Source organism: Acidovorax facilis (assembly GCF_050626955.1).
Taxonomy (GTDB): Bacteria; Pseudomonadota; Gammaproteobacteria; order Burkholderiales; family Burkholderiaceae_C; genus Acidovorax; species Acidovorax facilis.
The window spans coordinates 5,216,891-5,231,052 of record NZ_CP192460.1; the positions used below are offsets into that span (position 1 = coordinate 5,216,891).

21 protein-coding genes are annotated in these 14,162 nt (G+C 59.2%); all 21 read left to right on the forward strand.

From position 1 onward, the window contains the following. The 21 genes from ACQ4MJ_RS23935 (at position 1) to rpsD (ending at position 14,159) form a co-directional block, all read left to right on the forward strand. Complete coding sequence (locus ACQ4MJ_RS23935) at positions 1–1,077, forward strand: ABC transporter ATP-binding protein (RefSeq protein ID WP_426305385.1); 1,077 nt, start codon at positions 1–3, stop codon at positions 1,075–1,077. After that, complete coding sequence (locus ACQ4MJ_RS23940; protein ID WP_100408926.1) at positions 1,074–1,970, forward strand: carbohydrate ABC transporter permease; 897 nt, start codon at positions 1,074–1,076, stop codon at positions 1,968–1,970. The genes ACQ4MJ_RS23935 and ACQ4MJ_RS23940 overlap by 4 nt, the downstream gene beginning before the upstream one ends. Continuing rightward, positions 1,963–2,775, forward strand: coding sequence for a carbohydrate ABC transporter permease (locus ACQ4MJ_RS23945; RefSeq protein WP_055395662.1), 813 nt, complete (start codon positions 1,963–1,965; stop codon positions 2,773–2,775). Before ACQ4MJ_RS23940 ends, ACQ4MJ_RS23945 begins: the two co-directional genes overlap by 8 nt. Positions 2,776–2,787: 12 nt before the next feature. Beyond that, positions 2,788–3,096, forward strand: coding sequence for a DUF2160 domain-containing protein (locus tag ACQ4MJ_RS23950; RefSeq protein ID WP_431151002.1), 309 nt, complete (start codon positions 2,788–2,790; stop codon positions 3,094–3,096). Between the two features lie 134 nt (positions 3,097–3,230). Further along, positions 3,231–4,964: an ABC transporter substrate-binding protein gene (locus ACQ4MJ_RS23955; protein WP_121508363.1), complete on the forward strand. Its 1,734-nt coding sequence runs from the start codon at positions 3,231–3,233 to the stop codon at positions 4,962–4,964. A gap of 191 nt (positions 4,965–5,155) precedes the next feature. Further along, a complete protein-coding gene (locus tag ACQ4MJ_RS23960) occupies positions 5,156–6,748 on the forward strand; it encodes an FAD-dependent oxidoreductase (protein WP_431151001.1) in 1,593 nt (530 codons plus the stop codon). A gap of 195 nt (positions 6,749–6,943) precedes the next feature. Beyond that, positions 6,944–7,312, forward strand: coding sequence for a 50S ribosomal protein L14 (rplN, locus tag ACQ4MJ_RS23965; RefSeq protein ID WP_007861702.1), 369 nt, complete (start codon positions 6,944–6,946; stop codon positions 7,310–7,312). Positions 7,313–7,321: 9 nt separating this feature from the next. Then, a complete protein-coding gene (gene rplX, locus ACQ4MJ_RS23970) occupies positions 7,322–7,642 on the forward strand; it encodes a 50S ribosomal protein L24 (RefSeq protein ID WP_055395669.1) in 321 nt (106 codons plus the stop codon). A 9-nt stretch (positions 7,643–7,651) separates the two neighbouring features. Then, positions 7,652–8,191: a 50S ribosomal protein L5 gene (rplE, locus tag ACQ4MJ_RS23975; RefSeq protein ID WP_055395671.1), complete on the forward strand. Its 540-nt coding sequence runs from the start codon at positions 7,652–7,654 to the stop codon at positions 8,189–8,191. Between the two features lie 8 nt (positions 8,192–8,199). Further along, entirely contained in the window at positions 8,200–8,505 is a 306-nt protein-coding gene (gene rpsN, locus ACQ4MJ_RS23980; RefSeq protein WP_007861712.1) for a 30S ribosomal protein S14, read from the forward strand. 20 nt (positions 8,506–8,525) lie between these two features. Continuing rightward, entirely contained in the window at positions 8,526–8,921 is a 396-nt protein-coding gene (rpsH, locus tag ACQ4MJ_RS23985; protein ID WP_008906523.1) for a 30S ribosomal protein S8, read from the forward strand. Between the two features lie 25 nt (positions 8,922–8,946). Continuing rightward, on the forward strand, positions 8,947–9,480 hold the full coding sequence (gene rplF / locus ACQ4MJ_RS23990) for a 50S ribosomal protein L6 (RefSeq protein ID WP_055395675.1): 534 nt from the start codon (positions 8,947–8,949) through the stop codon (positions 9,478–9,480). Positions 9,481–9,491: 11 nt separating this feature from the next. Beyond that, on the forward strand, positions 9,492–9,857 hold the full coding sequence (gene rplR / locus ACQ4MJ_RS23995; RefSeq protein WP_005793639.1) for a 50S ribosomal protein L18: 366 nt from the start codon (positions 9,492–9,494) through the stop codon (positions 9,855–9,857). A gap of 17 nt (positions 9,858–9,874) precedes the next feature. Beyond that, positions 9,875–10,393 (forward strand): 30S ribosomal protein S5, encoded by a 519-nt coding sequence (gene rpsE / locus ACQ4MJ_RS24000; protein ID WP_008906520.1) that lies wholly within the window; start codon positions 9,875–9,877, stop codon positions 10,391–10,393. Positions 10,394–10,407: 14 nt separating this feature from the next. Next, positions 10,408–10,590: a 50S ribosomal protein L30 gene (gene rpmD / locus ACQ4MJ_RS24005; RefSeq protein ID WP_007861725.1), complete on the forward strand. Its 183-nt coding sequence runs from the start codon at positions 10,408–10,410 to the stop codon at positions 10,588–10,590. 10 nt (positions 10,591–10,600) lie between these two features. Beyond that, the gene (gene rplO, locus ACQ4MJ_RS24010; RefSeq protein WP_055395677.1) at positions 10,601–11,032 is read left to right on the forward strand and encodes a 50S ribosomal protein L15; all 432 of its coding nucleotides are present in this window, start codon (positions 10,601–10,603) and stop codon (positions 11,030–11,032) included. Between the two features lie 24 nt (positions 11,033–11,056). Then, positions 11,057–12,376 (forward strand): preprotein translocase subunit SecY, encoded by a 1,320-nt coding sequence (gene secY, locus ACQ4MJ_RS24015; protein WP_055395679.1) that lies wholly within the window; start codon positions 11,057–11,059, stop codon positions 12,374–12,376. A 145-nt stretch (positions 12,377–12,521) separates the two neighbouring features. Beyond that, a complete protein-coding gene (gene rpmJ, locus ACQ4MJ_RS24020; protein ID WP_005793651.1) occupies positions 12,522–12,635 on the forward strand; it encodes a 50S ribosomal protein L36 in 114 nt (37 codons plus the stop codon). 23 nt (positions 12,636–12,658) lie between these two features. After that, complete coding sequence (gene rpsM, locus ACQ4MJ_RS24025) at positions 12,659–13,024, forward strand: 30S ribosomal protein S13 (protein ID WP_008906516.1); 366 nt, start codon at positions 12,659–12,661, stop codon at positions 13,022–13,024. Positions 13,025–13,040: 16 nt separating this feature from the next. Further along, positions 13,041–13,445 (forward strand): 30S ribosomal protein S11, encoded by a 405-nt coding sequence (gene rpsK / locus ACQ4MJ_RS24030; protein ID WP_005793662.1) that lies wholly within the window; start codon positions 13,041–13,043, stop codon positions 13,443–13,445. A 90-nt stretch (positions 13,446–13,535) separates the two neighbouring features. Continuing rightward, positions 13,536–14,159 carry a 30S ribosomal protein S4 gene (gene rpsD / locus ACQ4MJ_RS24035; protein WP_055395681.1) on the forward strand — a complete coding sequence of 208 codons (624 nt, stop codon included), beginning with the start codon at positions 13,536–13,538 and terminating at the stop codon, positions 14,157–14,159. Positions 14,160–14,162 lie beyond the last annotated feature (3 nt).

Below are 14,162 nucleotides of genomic sequence, written 5' to 3' on the forward strand. Positions count from 1 at the left end.
ATGGCCCGCATCAGTCTGGACTTGGCGCATTCGTACAAGCCGAACCCGCAGCAGGACAGCGACTACGCGCTGCTGCCCCTGAAGATGGAGTTCGAGGATGGCGGTGCCTATGCGTTGCTGGGCCCCTCGGGCTGCGGCAAGACGACCATGCTCAACATCATGTCGGGGCTGCTCGTGCCCTCGCACGGCAAGGTGCTGTTTGATGGCCGCGACGTGACCCGTGCCAGCCCGCAGGAGCGCAACATTGCGCAGGTGTTTCAGTTCCCGGTGATCTACGACACCATGACGGTGGCCGAGAATCTGGCGTTTCCGCTGAAGAACCGCAAGGTGCCCGAGGCGCAGATCAAGCAGCGCGTGGGCGTGATTGCCGAGATGCTGGAGATGAGCCATCAGCTGAACCTGCGGGCCGCAGGGCTGTCGGCAGACCAGAAACAGAAGATTTCACTGGGCCGTGGCCTGGTGCGCGCCGATGTGGCGGCGGTGCTGTTCGACGAGCCACTCACGGTGATCGACCCGCACCTCAAGTGGCAACTGCGGCGCAAGCTCAAACAGATCCACCACGAGCTCAAGCTCACACTGATCTACGTGACGCACGACCAAGTCGAGGCATTGACCTTTGCGGACCAGGTGGTGGTCATGACGCGTGGCCGCGCCGTGCAGGTGGGCTCGGCCGATGCACTGTTCGAGCGGCCCCAGCATGTGTTTGTGGGGCATTTCATTGGCTCCCCAGGCATGAACTTTTTGCCCGCGCAGGCGGACGCGGGCCAGCTCAGCATCGTCGGCCACCGCCTGCACGCCCCTGTGGGACGTACTTTGCCAACGGGCCCGGTGCAGGTGGGTATTCGGCCCGAATACTTGGCGCTGGCATCGGCAGAGCAACCCGGCGCCATTGCCTGCACGGTGGCGCAAGTGCAGGACATCGGCACCTACCTGATGTTGACCGCGAAGGTGGGCGAGCACACGCTCAAGGCCCGCTTCAGCCCCGAGACGCGACTGCCCTCGGCGGGCGACACGGTGTGGCTGCAGGTGCTGGGTGAGCACACCTGCTACTACCAGAATGAGGAGCTTTTGGCATGAGCACGACGACCAAGCCCGTGAACCAGAAGGCCTGGTTCCTGATCCTGCCGGTCATCATCTGCGTGGCCTTCTCGGCCATTCTTCCATTGATGACAGTGGTGAACTACTCGGTGCAGGACATCATCAGCCCCGAGCGCCGCGTGTTTGTGGGCACTGAATGGTTTGCCGCTGTGATGCGCGATGAGGAGCTGCACGCGGCCTTGTGGCGGCAGATCACCTTCTCGCTGGCTGTGTTGGCGGTGGAGATTCCGCTGGGCATCCTGCTGGCGCTGTCCATGCCCGCGCAGGGCTGGAAGTCGTCCGCCGTGCTGGTGGTGGTGGCGCTGTCGCTGTTGATTCCCTGGAACGTAGTGGGCACCATCTGGCAGATCTATGGCCGTGCCGATATTGGCCTGATGGGCCGGATGTTGCAGGAGATGGGCATTGAATACAGCTACACCGGCAACGCCACGCAGGCGTGGCTCACGGTGCTGCTGATGGATGTGTGGCACTGGACGCCGCTGGTCGCGCTGCTGGCGTTTGCCGGGCTGCGCTCCATCCCCGACGCTTATTACCAGGCGGCCCGCATCGACGGTGCGAGCAAGTTCGCGGTGTTCCGGTACATCCAGCTGCCCAAGATGCGCGGCGTGCTGATGATTGCGGTGCTGCTGCGCTTCATGGACAGTTTCATGATCTACACAGAGCCCTTCGTGCTCACGGGGGGCGGACCGGGCAATGCGACCACGTTCCTCAGCCAGTACCTCACGACCAAGGCGGTCGGCCAGTTCGACCTGGGCCCTGCGGCCGCCTTCTCGCTGATCTATTTCTTCATCATCCTGCTGCTGTGTTTCATTCTCTACAACTGGATGCAGCGCGTGGGCACCGTCAGCGACGAAGGAGCCGGCCATGAATGAAAAACGTTTCCAGAAGCGCACGCTGTTCCTGATTGCGTACCTGCTGTTCGCACTGTTGCCCATCTACTGGATGGTCAACATGAGCTTCAAGACGAACGAGGAGATCCTGTCGAGCTTCTCGTTCTTCCCGCAGAACTTCACCTGGGCCAACTACAAGACCATCTTCACCGATGCGTCGTGGTACTCGGGCTATATCAACAGCCTGATCTATGTGGCGATCAACACGGTGATCTCGCTCACCGTGGCGCTGCCGGCAGCCTATGCGTTCAGCCGCTACCAGTTCATGGGCGACAAGCATGTGTTCTTCTGGCTGCTGACCAACCGCATGACACCCCCGGCCGTGTTTTTGCTGCCGTTCTTCCAGCTCTACACCACCGTGGGGCTGATGGACACGCACATTGCCGTGGCGCTGGCCCACCTGTTGTTCAACGTGCCACTGGCGGTGTGGATTCTGGAAGGCTTCATGAGCGGCATCCCGCGCGAGATCGACGAGACGGCTTACATCGACGGCTACAGCTTCCCGCGCTTTTTCATGACCATCTTCCTGCCGCTGATCAAGGCCGGTGTGGGCGTGGCGGCGTTCTTCTGCTTCATGTTCAGCTGGGTGGAGCTGCTGCTGGCCCGCACGCTGACCAGCGTGAACGCGAAGCCCATCGTGGCCACCATGACACGCACCGTGAGTGCGTCGGGCATGGACTGGGCGACGCTGGCGGCGGCGGGTGTGCTGACCATCGTGCCCGGCGCCATCGTGATCTGGTTTGTGCGGCACTACATCGCGAAGGGTTTCGCGATGGGCCGGGTTTGAGGAGGCAGCGACATGTTTGACTGGATGGCCTGGACGCTGCCGGTGGCGGTGTTCTTTACGTGCATCGTGCTGATGCTGGTGGGCATGGCGGTGTGGGAGATCAAATCGCCCACAACCATGCGCAAGGGTTTCCTGCCCCTGGAGACCACACGCGGCGACCGGCTCTTTATCGGGCTGCTGTCGGCCGCCTACGTGAACCTGATCTTTGTGGGCGTCAGCGGCAAGCTGGCCCAGTGGTTCAGTCTGCAGGGTGATCCGTCGATCTGGATCAGCTTTGTGGTGTCGATGGCGCTGCTGGCGCTGATCATGCGCAAGGGTTAAGGAAAAATGGCCGTTTGCGCCTGATGGGTAAGCATTTGTAGCTATTGTTTTTGTAGTGTCGAAGGCCTGGCCTGGTTCCCCCCCGGGTTGGTGCCGGTCTACCAATGGGGGTCTCAATCTGAGAGGAGACAGCAATGAAGATGCAGTTCAAGGCGATCGCTTTCGCCGCCGCGGCTCTGGCGATGGGGCAGGCTGCCTGGGCCGGCGAGGCCGAGGCCAAGAAGTGGATCGACAGCGAATTCCAGCCATCCACGCTGAATAAAGACCAGCAGATGGCCGAGATGAAGTGGTTCATCGACGCAGCCAAAAAACTCCAGGCCAAGGGGGTGAAGGAAATTTCGGTGGTGTCCGAAACCATCACCACGCACGAATACGAATCCAAGACGCTGGCCAAGGCGTTCGAGGAAATCACGGGCATCAAGGTCAAGCACGACCTGATCCAGGAAGGCGACGTGGTCGAGAAGCTGCAGACCTCCATGCAGTCGGGCAAGTCCATCTATGACGGCTGGATCTCGGACTCTGACCTGATCGGCACGCACTACCGCTACGGCAAGATCCTTAACCTGACCGACTACATGGGCGCTGCGGGCAAGGAATGGACCAACCCCGGCATCGACCTCAAGGACTACATCGGTACCAAGTTCACGACCGGCCCCGATGGAAAGATGTACCAGCTGCCTGACCAGCAGTTTGCGAACCTGTACTGGTTCCGTGCCGATTTGTTCGACCGCAAGGACATCAAGGACAAGTTCAAGGCCAAGTACGGCTACGACCTGGGCGTGCCGCTCAACTGGAGCGCCTACGAAGACATCGCTGAGTTCTTCACCAACGACGTGAAGAACATCGACGGCAAGCCCATCTACGGCCACATGGATTACGGCAAGAAGGACCCATCCCTGGGCTGGCGCTTCACCGATGCCTGGCTGTCCATGGCGGGTACGGCCGACATCGGTGCGCCCAATGGCCTGCCGATCGACGAATGGGGCATCCGCGTGGCCGACGACAAGTGCACGCCCGTGGGCGCCAGCGTGGCCCGTGGCGGTGCGACCAACTCGCCCGCAGCCGTCTACGCCCTCACCAAGTACGTGGACTGGATGAAGAAATACGCGCCCAAGGAAGCCACGGGCATGACCTTTGGCGAGGCCGGCCCCGTGCCCGCCCAGGGCCAGATCGCGCAGCAGATCTTCTGGTACACCGCCTTCACGGCCGACATGACCAAGCCCGGTCTGCCCGTGGTGAATGCCGACGGCACGCCCAAGTGGCGCATGGCGCCCGGCCCGAACGGCCCGTACTGGAAGCAAGGCATGCAAAACGGCTACCAGGACGTGGGCAGCTGGACCTTCTTCAAGGACCACGACGCCAACAAGACGGCTGCCGCCTGGCTCTACGCACAGTTCGTGACGGCCAAGACCACGTCGCTGAAGAAGACCATGGTCGGACTGACCCCGATCCGCGAATCCGACATCCAGTCCAAGGCCATGACCGACATGGCGCCCAAGCTGGGTGGTCTGGTGGAGTTCTACCGCAGCCCTGCCCGTGTGGCGTGGTCGCCCACTGGCACCAATGTGCCCGACTACCCCAAGCTGGCCCAGCTCTGGTGGAAGAACGTAGCCCAGGCCGTGACGGGTGAAAAGACGCCCCAAGGCGCCATGGACACGCTGGCCGACGAGATGGACCAAGTGATGGCCCGTCTGGAACGCGCTGGGATGGCCCATTGCGCTCCCAAGCTCAACCCCAAGAGCGACACCGCCAAGTGGCTGAGCGACAAGCAAGCGCCGTGGGCCAAGTTGGCCAATGAGAAGCCAAAGGGCCAGACGATTGCGTACGGCACCTTGTTGCAGGCCTGGAAGGATGGCAAGGCGCGGTAAGCCTGTCTAACCCGCCGTCCTGCTTACTGTGACGATGCTTCAGGCAGCCGTGGCTCACAAGGTCTCTGGCTGCCTTTTCATTCAAGACCGTCCCCAGTGCCTTTGGAGGCCTGGGGCCGGATCTTCCCCCGAAGTGACAAAAATTCAAGGGTAAACCCTTATTTTTTGCTTCGCCCATGGACAATCACCCCATGACTACTGCCTCCGCTCCCCTTCCCACACGGCGTGCCGACCTCTTGGCGCGTTTGGCCCAGCCTCACCACTATGACCTGGCGGTGATTGGCGGTGGGGCTACAGGCCTGGGGGTGGCGCTGGATGCGGCGGCCCGAGGGTTCAGCGTGGTCTTGGTGGACTCGCATGACTTCGCCAAGGGAACCTCGTCCCGGGCGACCAAATTGGTACACGGCGGTGTTCGTTACCTGGCGCAAGGCAACATCGCACTGGTGCGCGAGGCGTTGCATGAGCGCACCACCTTGCTTCACAACGCGCCCCACTTGGCGCAACCCCTGCCGTTTGTGATGCCGTCATACCACTTTTGGGAGACGCCGTTTTACGGTATCGGCCTCAAGATGTACGACGCTTTGGCAGGGAAAGCGGGCTTGGGCGCCACCGAATTCATGGGGCGCGCACGCACATTGGAGTGTCTGCCCACGGCCCGCCCCGAAGGCCTCAAGGGTGGCGTTAAGTACTGGGACGGACAGTTTGATGACGCCCGTCTGGCTTTGGCCTTGGCGCGCACGGCCGCCAGCCTGGGCGCCCTGGTGGTCAACTACTGCCCTGCGCGGTCGTTGATTCACGAAGCTGGCAAGGTTGCAGGCTTTGTGTGTGAAGACGCAGACAGTGGCCAGCAGTTCACCGTGCGCGCGCGTACGGTTGTGAATGCCACCGGCGTATGGGTGGATGCCCTGCGCCAGATGGACGGAGAGGCCATAGGCCGCCCCGTCAAGCCCATTGTGGCGCCCAGCCAGGGGGTGCATATCGTGGTGGATCGGGAGTTTCTTCCGTCCGACCATGCCCTGATGGTTCCCAAGACGGCCGATGGCCGGGTCCTTTTTGCCGTGCCGTGGCTGGGAAAGCTCATTCTCGGGACCACCGACAGTCCGCGCCAGGACATCGTGCGTGAGCCGCAGCCTTTCCGGGAAGAGGTCCGGTTCATCCTGGACGAATCGGCGCGCTACCTCACCCGTGCGCCCAAGGTGGAAGACATCCGGAGTATCTGGGTGGGCCTGCGCCCGCTGGTGAAGCCTCAGGACGACGATGGTGACAACACCAAGAAAATCAGCCGCGAGCACACCGTGCTCGCCAGTCGCAGTGGCCTGATCACCGTGACGGGAGGCAAATGGACCACCTACCGCGCCATGGCCGAAGATGTGTTGCAAAAATGCTTCACCACGGGCCTGCTGCCGGAAAAACCGTCGGGTGTGACCAATCGTTTGCCCTTGGTGGGAACCCCTGAAGGGGCTGTTCAACATCGCATCAGTGATGCCCAGGGGCTGCACTCCTACGGGAGCGAGGCGGCGGTTGTCCGGGACATTGCCGGTGCGCACACCGATCTTGGTGGGGGGCTGACAGAAGCCATGGTGCGCTTTGCCGCCCGCTACGAATACGCCTGCACGGTAGAGGATGTGTTGGCCCGCCGCTCCCGGTTATTGTTCCTCGATGCCCGCAAGGCCATCGAGCTAGCCCCAGCGGTCGCTGACATCCTGCGTGCGGAGCTGGGTGCCGACCCCCACCTGGATGCCTTTTTGGAGCTGGCGCAACAGTATTTGCAGGTTCCGGCCTGATGGGGCGCTTGACTTCGTAAAAGTCTTTTGCAATAATCGAGGGCTTCGCGTTTCCTACGTGAAGTTTCTGCCCAGCGGGAAGTGCTGCAAATGGTTTGCGGTGCGGACGACGGGCCCAAGACTGACTGGCTGATTTGCAGCCCTTGAGAAGTTCTCTGGGGCTGTTGTCTTCTGGTGCAAGTTGGGAATATTGAAATGATCCAGACAGAATCTCGGTTAGAGGTTGCCGACAATACCGGCGCCAAGTCCGTCCTTTGCATCAAGGTGCTGGGTGGCTCGAAGCGTCGCTATGCAAGCGTTGGCGACATCATCAAGGTGAGCATCAAAGAAGCCGCTCCACGTGGCCGCGTCAAAAAAGGCGAGGTTTACAGTGCAGTGGTGGTTCGCACGGCGAAGGGTATTCGTCGCGGCGATGGTTCGCTCGTCAAATTCGATGGCAACGCCGCAGTGTTGCTGAATGCAAAGTTGGAGCCTATCGGCACCCGTATCTTTGGACCCGTGACGCGTGAACTGCGTACCGAGAAGTTCATGAAGATCGTGTCTCTGGCTCCTGAAGTTCTCTAAGGACGCGCCATGAACAAGATTCGCAAGGGCGACGAAGTCATCGTGCTGACCGGCCGTGACAAGGGCAAGCGCGGCACGGTGTCGCTGCGCAAGGATGACTCCTACGTGGTCATCGATGGCATCAACCTGGTCAAGAAGCACGCCAAGCCAAACCCCATGAAGGGTACGACGGGCGGCATCGTTGAAAAGTCCATGCCAATTCATCAGTCCAACGTGGCCATCTTCAATGCCGCTACGGGCAAGGCTGATCGCGTGGGCATCAAGGTGCAGGCTGACGGTTCGCGCATTCGCGTGTTCAAGTCCAGCGGTGCTGAAATCAAGGCGGCCTAAGGGGTAAACATGGCACGACTCCAAGAAATTTACCGCGACAAGATCGCTCCCGAACTGGCCAAACAGTTCGGCTACACCTCGCCGATGCAGGTCCCCCGTCTGACCAAGATCACGCTGAACATGGGCGTGAGCGAGGCAGTCTCGGACAAGAAGGTGATGGACAACGCTGTGGCTGACCTGACCAAGATTGCTGGTCAAAAGCCTGTGGTGACCAAGGCCAAGAAAGCTATCGCTGGTTTCAAGATCCGCGAAGGCCAAGCCATTGGTTGCATGGTCACGCTGCGTGGCGTGCAGATGTATGAGTTCCTGGACCGTTTCGTGACCGTGGCTCTGCCTCGCGTTCGTGACTTCCGTGGTATCTCTGGTCGCGCGTTCGACGGTCGTGGCAACTACAACATCGGCGTCAAAGAACAGATCATCTTCCCTGAGATTGAGTACGACAAGGTCGATGCCTTGCGCGGCCTCAATATCAGCATCACCACGACGGCCAAGTCCGACGAAGAAGCCAAGGCGCTTCTCGCTGGTTTCCGTTTCCCGTTCAAGAACTGAGGCGAAGCATGGCTAAAGTAGCTTTGATCCAGCGCGAACTGAAGCGCGAAAAACTGGCAGCCAAGTACGCAACCAAGTATGCGGAACTGAAGGCAATCGCTGGCGATGCCAAGCGCAGCGATGAAGAGCGCGATGCAGCCCGCCTGGGCCTGCAAAAGCTCCCTCGCAACGCCAACCCGACGCGTCAGCGCAACCGTTGCGAAATCACCGGTCGTCCACGTGGCACCTTCCGTCAATTCGGTCTGGCTCGCGCCAAGATCCGCGAACTGGCTTTTGCAGGCGACATCCCCGGTGTCACCAAAGCCAGCTGGTAAGCAGGCAGGAGAGATTAAACATGAGCATGAGTGATCCCATCGCTGACTTGCTGACCCGCATCCGTAATGCACAGATGGTCGCCAAGGCCACGGTTCTGGTGCCTTCTTCCAAAGTGAAGATTGCCATCGCCCAGGTGCTGAAGGACGAAGGTTATATCGACGGCTTCCAGGTGAAAACCGAAGCCGGCAAGTCGGAACTCGAAATTGCCCTGAAGTACTACGCAGGTCGCCCCGTGATTGAGCGCATTGAGCGTGTCAGTCGCCCTGGCCTGCGTGTCTACAAAGGCCGTGATTCCATTCCACAAGTCATGAACGGTCTGGGTGTGGCAATTGTCACGACGCCCAAGGGCGTGATGACTGATCGCAAGGCGCGTGCTACCGGTGTCGGTGGCGAAGTGCTCTGCTACGTGGCCTAACCCGCGGCATTGAGGAGAAACTGAAATGTCCCGAGTAGGAAAAATGCCCGTGACCATCCCCGCAGGCGTGGATGTGTCCGTGAAAGATGACCAGATCTCTGTCAAGGGTACTGGTGGCGCTCTGTCGCTGGCGCAAAACGCGCTGGTGAAAGTGTCCAGCAATGACGGCAAGCTCAGCTTTGAGCCTGCTAACGAATCCCGCGAAGCCAATGCCATGAGCGGCACGATTCGCCAGTTGGTCAACAACATGGTGGTCGGTGTCAGCAAAGGCTTTGAAAAGAAGCTGAGCCTGGTAGGCGTGGGCTACAAAGCCGCTGCCTCAGGCTCTAAGCTGAATCTGGCTGTTGGCTATTCGCATCCGGTCAATATCGAAATGCCCGCAGGCATCACGGTTGCCACCCCGACGCCCACGGAAGTGGTGATCAAGGGTGCTGATCGTCAGCGTGTCGGTCAGATCGCTGCTGAGATTCGTGCTGTTCGTCCACCTGAGCCCTACAAGGGCAAGGGTATCCGCTACGCGGACGAAAAGATCACGATCAAAGAGACCAAGAAGAAATAAGGAGCTGCAACATGTTGACCAAGAAAGAGCAGCGTCTTCGTCGTTCGCGCCAGACCCGCATCCGCATTGCACAGCAAGGCGTGGCACGTCTCACGGTGAACCGTACGAACCTCCATATCTACGCCAGTGTGATCTCCGGCGACGGCAGCAAGGTGCTGGCAAGTGCATCCACGGCGGAAGCCGACGTGCGCAAGTCGCTCGGCGGTTCGGGCAAGGGTGGCAATGCCGCAGCAGCCCAGATCATCGGCAAGCGTATCGCTGAAAAAGCGAAGGCTGCAGGTGTCGAGAAGGTTGCATTTGATCGCGCAGGCTTTGCCTACCACGGTCGCGTCAAGGCTTTGGCCGACGCAGCCCGTGAAGCTGGCCTGCAGTTCTAAGCGGAGCGGAATACAAAATGGCTAAATTTCAACCCAAAGTGCAGAACGAAGGTCAAGACGACGGTCTGCGCGAAAAAATGATCGCGGTCAACCGCGTGACCAAAGTCGTGAAGGGTGGCCGTATTCTCGGTTTCGCCGCACTGACGGTGGTTGGCGACGGTGATGGCCGCGTGGGCATGGGCAAGGGCAAGTCAAAAGAAGTGCCAGCTGCCGTGCAAAAGGCTATGGAAGAAGCTCGTCGCAACATGGTCAAGGTCTCGTTGAAGAACGGCACCATCCACCACAATGTGACCGGCCACCATGGCGCTGCTGTTGTGATGATGGCACCTGCTCCAAAGGGTACCGGCATCATCGCTGGCGGCCCTATGCGTGCAGTTTTTGAAGTGTTGGGTGTGACTGACATCGTGGCCAAGAGCCATGGTTCGTCCAATCCCTACAACATGGTCCGTGCAACGTTTGACGCGCTCGTCAATTCGACCACCCCGTCGAATGTGGCGGCCAAGCGCGGCAAGACAGTCGAAGACATCTTCGCCTGAACCGGAGCTTGAAAATGACAACGCAACAAACCGTCAAGATTCAACTGGTGCGCAGCCCGATTGGCACCAAGGAATCGCACCGCGCCACCGTTCGTGGCCTGGGTCTGCGCAAGCTCAACAGCGTGAGCGAACTGCAGGATTCGCCCGAAGTGCGCGGCATGATTAACAAGATCAGCTATCTGGTCAAAGTCCTCTGAGAGATAGATCATGGAACTCAATAGCATCAAGCCCGCAGACGGCGCCAAGCATGCCAAGCGCCGCGTAGGCCGTGGTATCGGCTCCGGCCTGGGCAAGACCGCTGGCCGTGGTCACAAGGGTCAGAAGTCTCGTGCCGGTGGCTACCACAAGGTTGGTTTTGAAGGCGGTCAAATGCCTTTGCAACGCCGCTTGCCCAAGCGTGGTTTCAAGTCGCACTTGCTCAAGTTCAACGCAGAAGTGACGCTGACGGCATTGGATCAACTCGGCCTGGCCGAAGTGGATGTCCTCGCTCTGAAGCAAGCAGGCTTGGTTGGCGAATTGGCCAAGGTGGTGAAGGTCATCAAGAGCGGTTCCCTGACCAAGGCTGTCAAGCTCAATGGCGTGGGTGCTACGGCTGGTGCCAAAGCAGCGATTGAAGCTGCTGGCGGCAGCGTCGCCTGAGTGTGGCTCTGAAGGAAGGCATCTGTGGCTACTAGCGCGGCTCAAATTGCAAAGACCGGGAAATTCGGCGACCTCCGTCGTCGTCTGGTTTTTCTGTTGCTTGCGCTGGTCGTGTACCGCATTGGGGCTCATATCCCTGTGCCAGGCATCGATCCAGCCCAACTCCAGCAGCTCTTCAGTGGCCAGCAAGGCGGCATCCTGAATCTGTTCAACATGTTCTCCGGTGGTGCGCTGTCGCGCTTCACGGTTTTCGCTCTGGGGATCATGCCGTACATTTCGGCGTCGATCATCATGCAGCTGATGACCTATGTGGTTCCCACGTTCGAGCAGTTGAAAAAGGAAGGCGAAGCCGGTCGCAGGAAGATCACTCAGTACACCCGCTATGGCACGTTGGGCTTGGCCCTGTTCCAGTCGCTGGGAATTGCCGTAGCGCTGGAAAGCTCTGCTGGTTTGGTCCTGAGCCCCGGTTTCGGGTTCCGCATGACCGCTGTGGTCAGCTTGACGGCTGGCACGATGTTCCTGATGTGGCTGGGTGAGCAGATCACAGAGCGTGGCTTGGGGAACGGGATCTCGATCCTGATCTTTGCGGGCATTGCCGCTGGTTTGCCTAGTTCGATCGGTGGCCTTCTGGAGTTGGTTCGTACGGGTGCCATGAGCATTCTGGCCGCTATCTTCATCGTCCTCGTCGTTGGTCTGGTGACTTACTTCGTGGTGTTTGTCGAGCGGGGTCAGCGCAAGATACTGGTGAATTACGCTCGTCGGCAAGTAGGCAACAAGGTTTATGGTGGTCAATCGTCTCACCTGCCCCTGAAGCTGAACATGGCAGGCGTGATTCCTCCGATCTTTGCCTCGTCGATCATTCTGCTGCCGGCAACGGTGGTGAACTGGTTCAGTGCAGGTGAATCGATGCGCTGGTTGAAGGATATCTCGGGTGCGTTGACTCCTGGTCAGCCTATCTACGTGATGTTCTATGCTGCAGCCATCATCTTCTTCTGCTTTTTCTACACGGCTCTGGTATTCAACAGCCGTGAAACTGCAGACAACCTGAAGAAGAGCGGTGCGTTCATTCCAGGCATTCGCCCAGGTGAACAGACGGCCCGTTATATCGACAAGATTCTGGTGCGCCTGACATTGGCAGGCGCTGTGTACATCACCTTCGTGTGCTTGCTGCCAGAGTTCCTGATCTTGAAGTACAACGTTCCGTTCTATTTTGGTGGAACCTCGCTGTTGATCATTGTGGTGGTGACCATGGACTTCATGGCCCAGGTTCAGAACTACATGATGTCGCAACAGTATGAGTCGCTGCTCAAGAAAGCCAATTTCAAGGGCAACGCAGGCGGTTGATGATGAGGAAGGCAGTGCTGCACTTGCGACACTGCCTGCAAGGAACTGAATATCGGTTGAGTTGGCGCCCCACGATTTTTCGCGGGCACAAATTGTGTTCCGTGCGAAGCAGCCGGGACGGATGGAAAAGTTTTAGGAGAATGCAATGAGAGTTTCGGCTTCGGTCAAAAAAATCTGCCGCAACTGCAAGATCATCCGCCGCAAGGGTGTGGTGCGCGTGATCTGCACGGATCTGCGTCACAAGCAGCGCCAAGGTTGATTGGAAAGTATTAGAGGACGCATATGGCACGTATCGCTGGCATTAACATTCCGCCGCACAAGCACGCGGAAATCGGTTTGACCGCCATTTTTGGCATTGGTCGCACCCGCGCTCGCAAGATTTGCGAAGCAACTGGTATCGCTTACTCCAAGAAGATCAAAGATCTGACGGACGGCGATCTGGAAAAAATTCGCGAGCAAATCGAGCAGTTCACCATTGAGGGTGACCTGCGCCGCGAAACCACGATGAACATCAAGCGTTTGATGGACATCGGCTGCTATCGTGGCTTCCGCCATCGCCGCGGTCTGCCAATGCGTGGTCAGCGCACCCGTACCAATGCTCGCACTCGCAAGGGTCCGCGCAAGGGTGCAGCTGCACTGAAGAAATAAAGATTGAAAGATCATCATGGCTAAGTCTCCTGCCAATAACGCAGCTCAGCGCGTTCGCAAGAAGGTCCGGAAGAACGTTTCGGACGGTATTGCACACGTGCACGCCTCGTTCAACAACACCATCATCACGATCACCGATCGCCAAGGCAATGCCTTGTCGTGGGCATCGTCCGGTGGACAAGGTTTCAAGGGTTCGCGCAAGTCCACCCCATTCGCAGCCCAAGTGGCTTCGGAAGTGGCCGGCCGCGCTGCCATCGATCAAGGTATCAAGAACCTTGACGTTGAAATCAAGGGTCCCGGTCCTGGCCGTGAATCTTCGGTCCGCGCACTGGGTGCCCTGGGCATCCGCATCACGTCGATTTCTGACGTGACGCCAGTGCCGCACAACGGCTGCCGCCCTCAGAAGCGTCGTCGTATCTAATCTCTCTAAGCCCACCGCCGCCTGTGAACGCGCAAGCGCCTCAGGCGGCTCCCGCAATGGTTTGCGGCAGATGACACAAAGGAAGCTCAAGTGGCACGTTACCTCGGCCCCAAGGCCAAACTCTCCCGCCGTGAAGGCACGGACCTGTTCCTGAAGAGCGCCCGTCGCTCGATCGCCGACAAGTCCAAGTTCGACTCCAAGCCTGGTCAACACGGCCGCACCTCGGGTGCCCGTACCTCTGACTACGGTCTGCAACTGCGCGAAAAGCAGAAGGTCAAGCGCATGTACGGCGTGCTGGAAAAGCAATTCCGCCGTTACTTCGAAGCCGCTGAAGGCAAGAAGGGCAATACCGGCGCCAACCTGCTGTTCCTGCTGGAATCCCGCCTCGACAACGTCGTGTACCGCATGGGTTTCGGTTCGACCCGCGCTGAAGCCCGTCAGCTGGTGTCGCACAAGGCGATTACCGTGAACGGCAAGTCCGTGAACATTGCTTCCTACCTCGTGAAGACGGGTGACGTTGTGGCTGTGCGCGAAAAGTCGAAGAAGCAAAACCGCGTTGTGGAAGCCCTGCAACTGGCCGCACAAGTGGGTATGCCTGCCTGGGTGGAAGTGAATGCCGACAAGGCTGAAGGCATCTTCAAGAAGGTGCCTGACCGTGATGAGTTTGGCGCCGACATCAACGAATCCCTGATCGTTGAGTTGTATTCGCGCTAATCG

Coding starts and splice junctions, on each gene's coding strand:
- ACQ4MJ_RS23935 (WP_426305385.1), top strand. CDS start 1: ATGGCCCGCATCAGTCTGGACTTGGCGCATTCGTACAAGCCGAACCCG.
- ACQ4MJ_RS23940 (WP_100408926.1), top strand. CDS start 1,074: ATGAGCACGACGACCAAGCCCGTGAACCAGAAGGCCTGGTTCCTGATC.
- ACQ4MJ_RS23945 (WP_055395662.1), top strand. CDS start 1,963: ATGAATGAAAAACGTTTCCAGAAGCGCACGCTGTTCCTGATTGCGTAC.
- ACQ4MJ_RS23950 (WP_431151002.1), top strand. CDS start 2,788: ATGTTTGACTGGATGGCCTGGACGCTGCCGGTGGCGGTGTTCTTTACG.
- ACQ4MJ_RS23955 (WP_121508363.1), top strand. CDS start 3,231: ATGAAGATGCAGTTCAAGGCGATCGCTTTCGCCGCCGCGGCTCTGGCG.
- ACQ4MJ_RS23960 (WP_431151001.1), top strand. CDS start 5,156: ATGACTACTGCCTCCGCTCCCCTTCCCACACGGCGTGCCGACCTCTTG.
- rplN (WP_007861702.1), top strand. CDS start 6,944: ATGATCCAGACAGAATCTCGGTTAGAGGTTGCCGACAATACCGGCGCC.
- rplX (WP_055395669.1), top strand. CDS start 7,322: ATGAACAAGATTCGCAAGGGCGACGAAGTCATCGTGCTGACCGGCCGT.
- rplE (WP_055395671.1), top strand. CDS start 7,652: ATGGCACGACTCCAAGAAATTTACCGCGACAAGATCGCTCCCGAACTG.
- rpsN (WP_007861712.1), top strand. CDS start 8,200: ATGGCTAAAGTAGCTTTGATCCAGCGCGAACTGAAGCGCGAAAAACTG.
- rpsH (WP_008906523.1), top strand. CDS start 8,526: ATGAGCATGAGTGATCCCATCGCTGACTTGCTGACCCGCATCCGTAAT.
- rplF (WP_055395675.1), top strand. CDS start 8,947: ATGTCCCGAGTAGGAAAAATGCCCGTGACCATCCCCGCAGGCGTGGAT.
- rplR (WP_005793639.1), top strand. CDS start 9,492: ATGTTGACCAAGAAAGAGCAGCGTCTTCGTCGTTCGCGCCAGACCCGC.
- rpsE (WP_008906520.1), top strand. CDS start 9,875: ATGGCTAAATTTCAACCCAAAGTGCAGAACGAAGGTCAAGACGACGGT.
- rpmD (WP_007861725.1), top strand. CDS start 10,408: ATGACAACGCAACAAACCGTCAAGATTCAACTGGTGCGCAGCCCGATT.
- rplO (WP_055395677.1), top strand. CDS start 10,601: ATGGAACTCAATAGCATCAAGCCCGCAGACGGCGCCAAGCATGCCAAG.
- rpmJ (WP_005793651.1), top strand. CDS start 12,522: ATGAGAGTTTCGGCTTCGGTCAAAAAAATCTGCCGCAACTGCAAGATC.
- rpsM (WP_008906516.1), top strand. CDS start 12,659: ATGGCACGTATCGCTGGCATTAACATTCCGCCGCACAAGCACGCGGAA.
- rpsK (WP_005793662.1), top strand. CDS start 13,041: ATGGCTAAGTCTCCTGCCAATAACGCAGCTCAGCGCGTTCGCAAGAAG.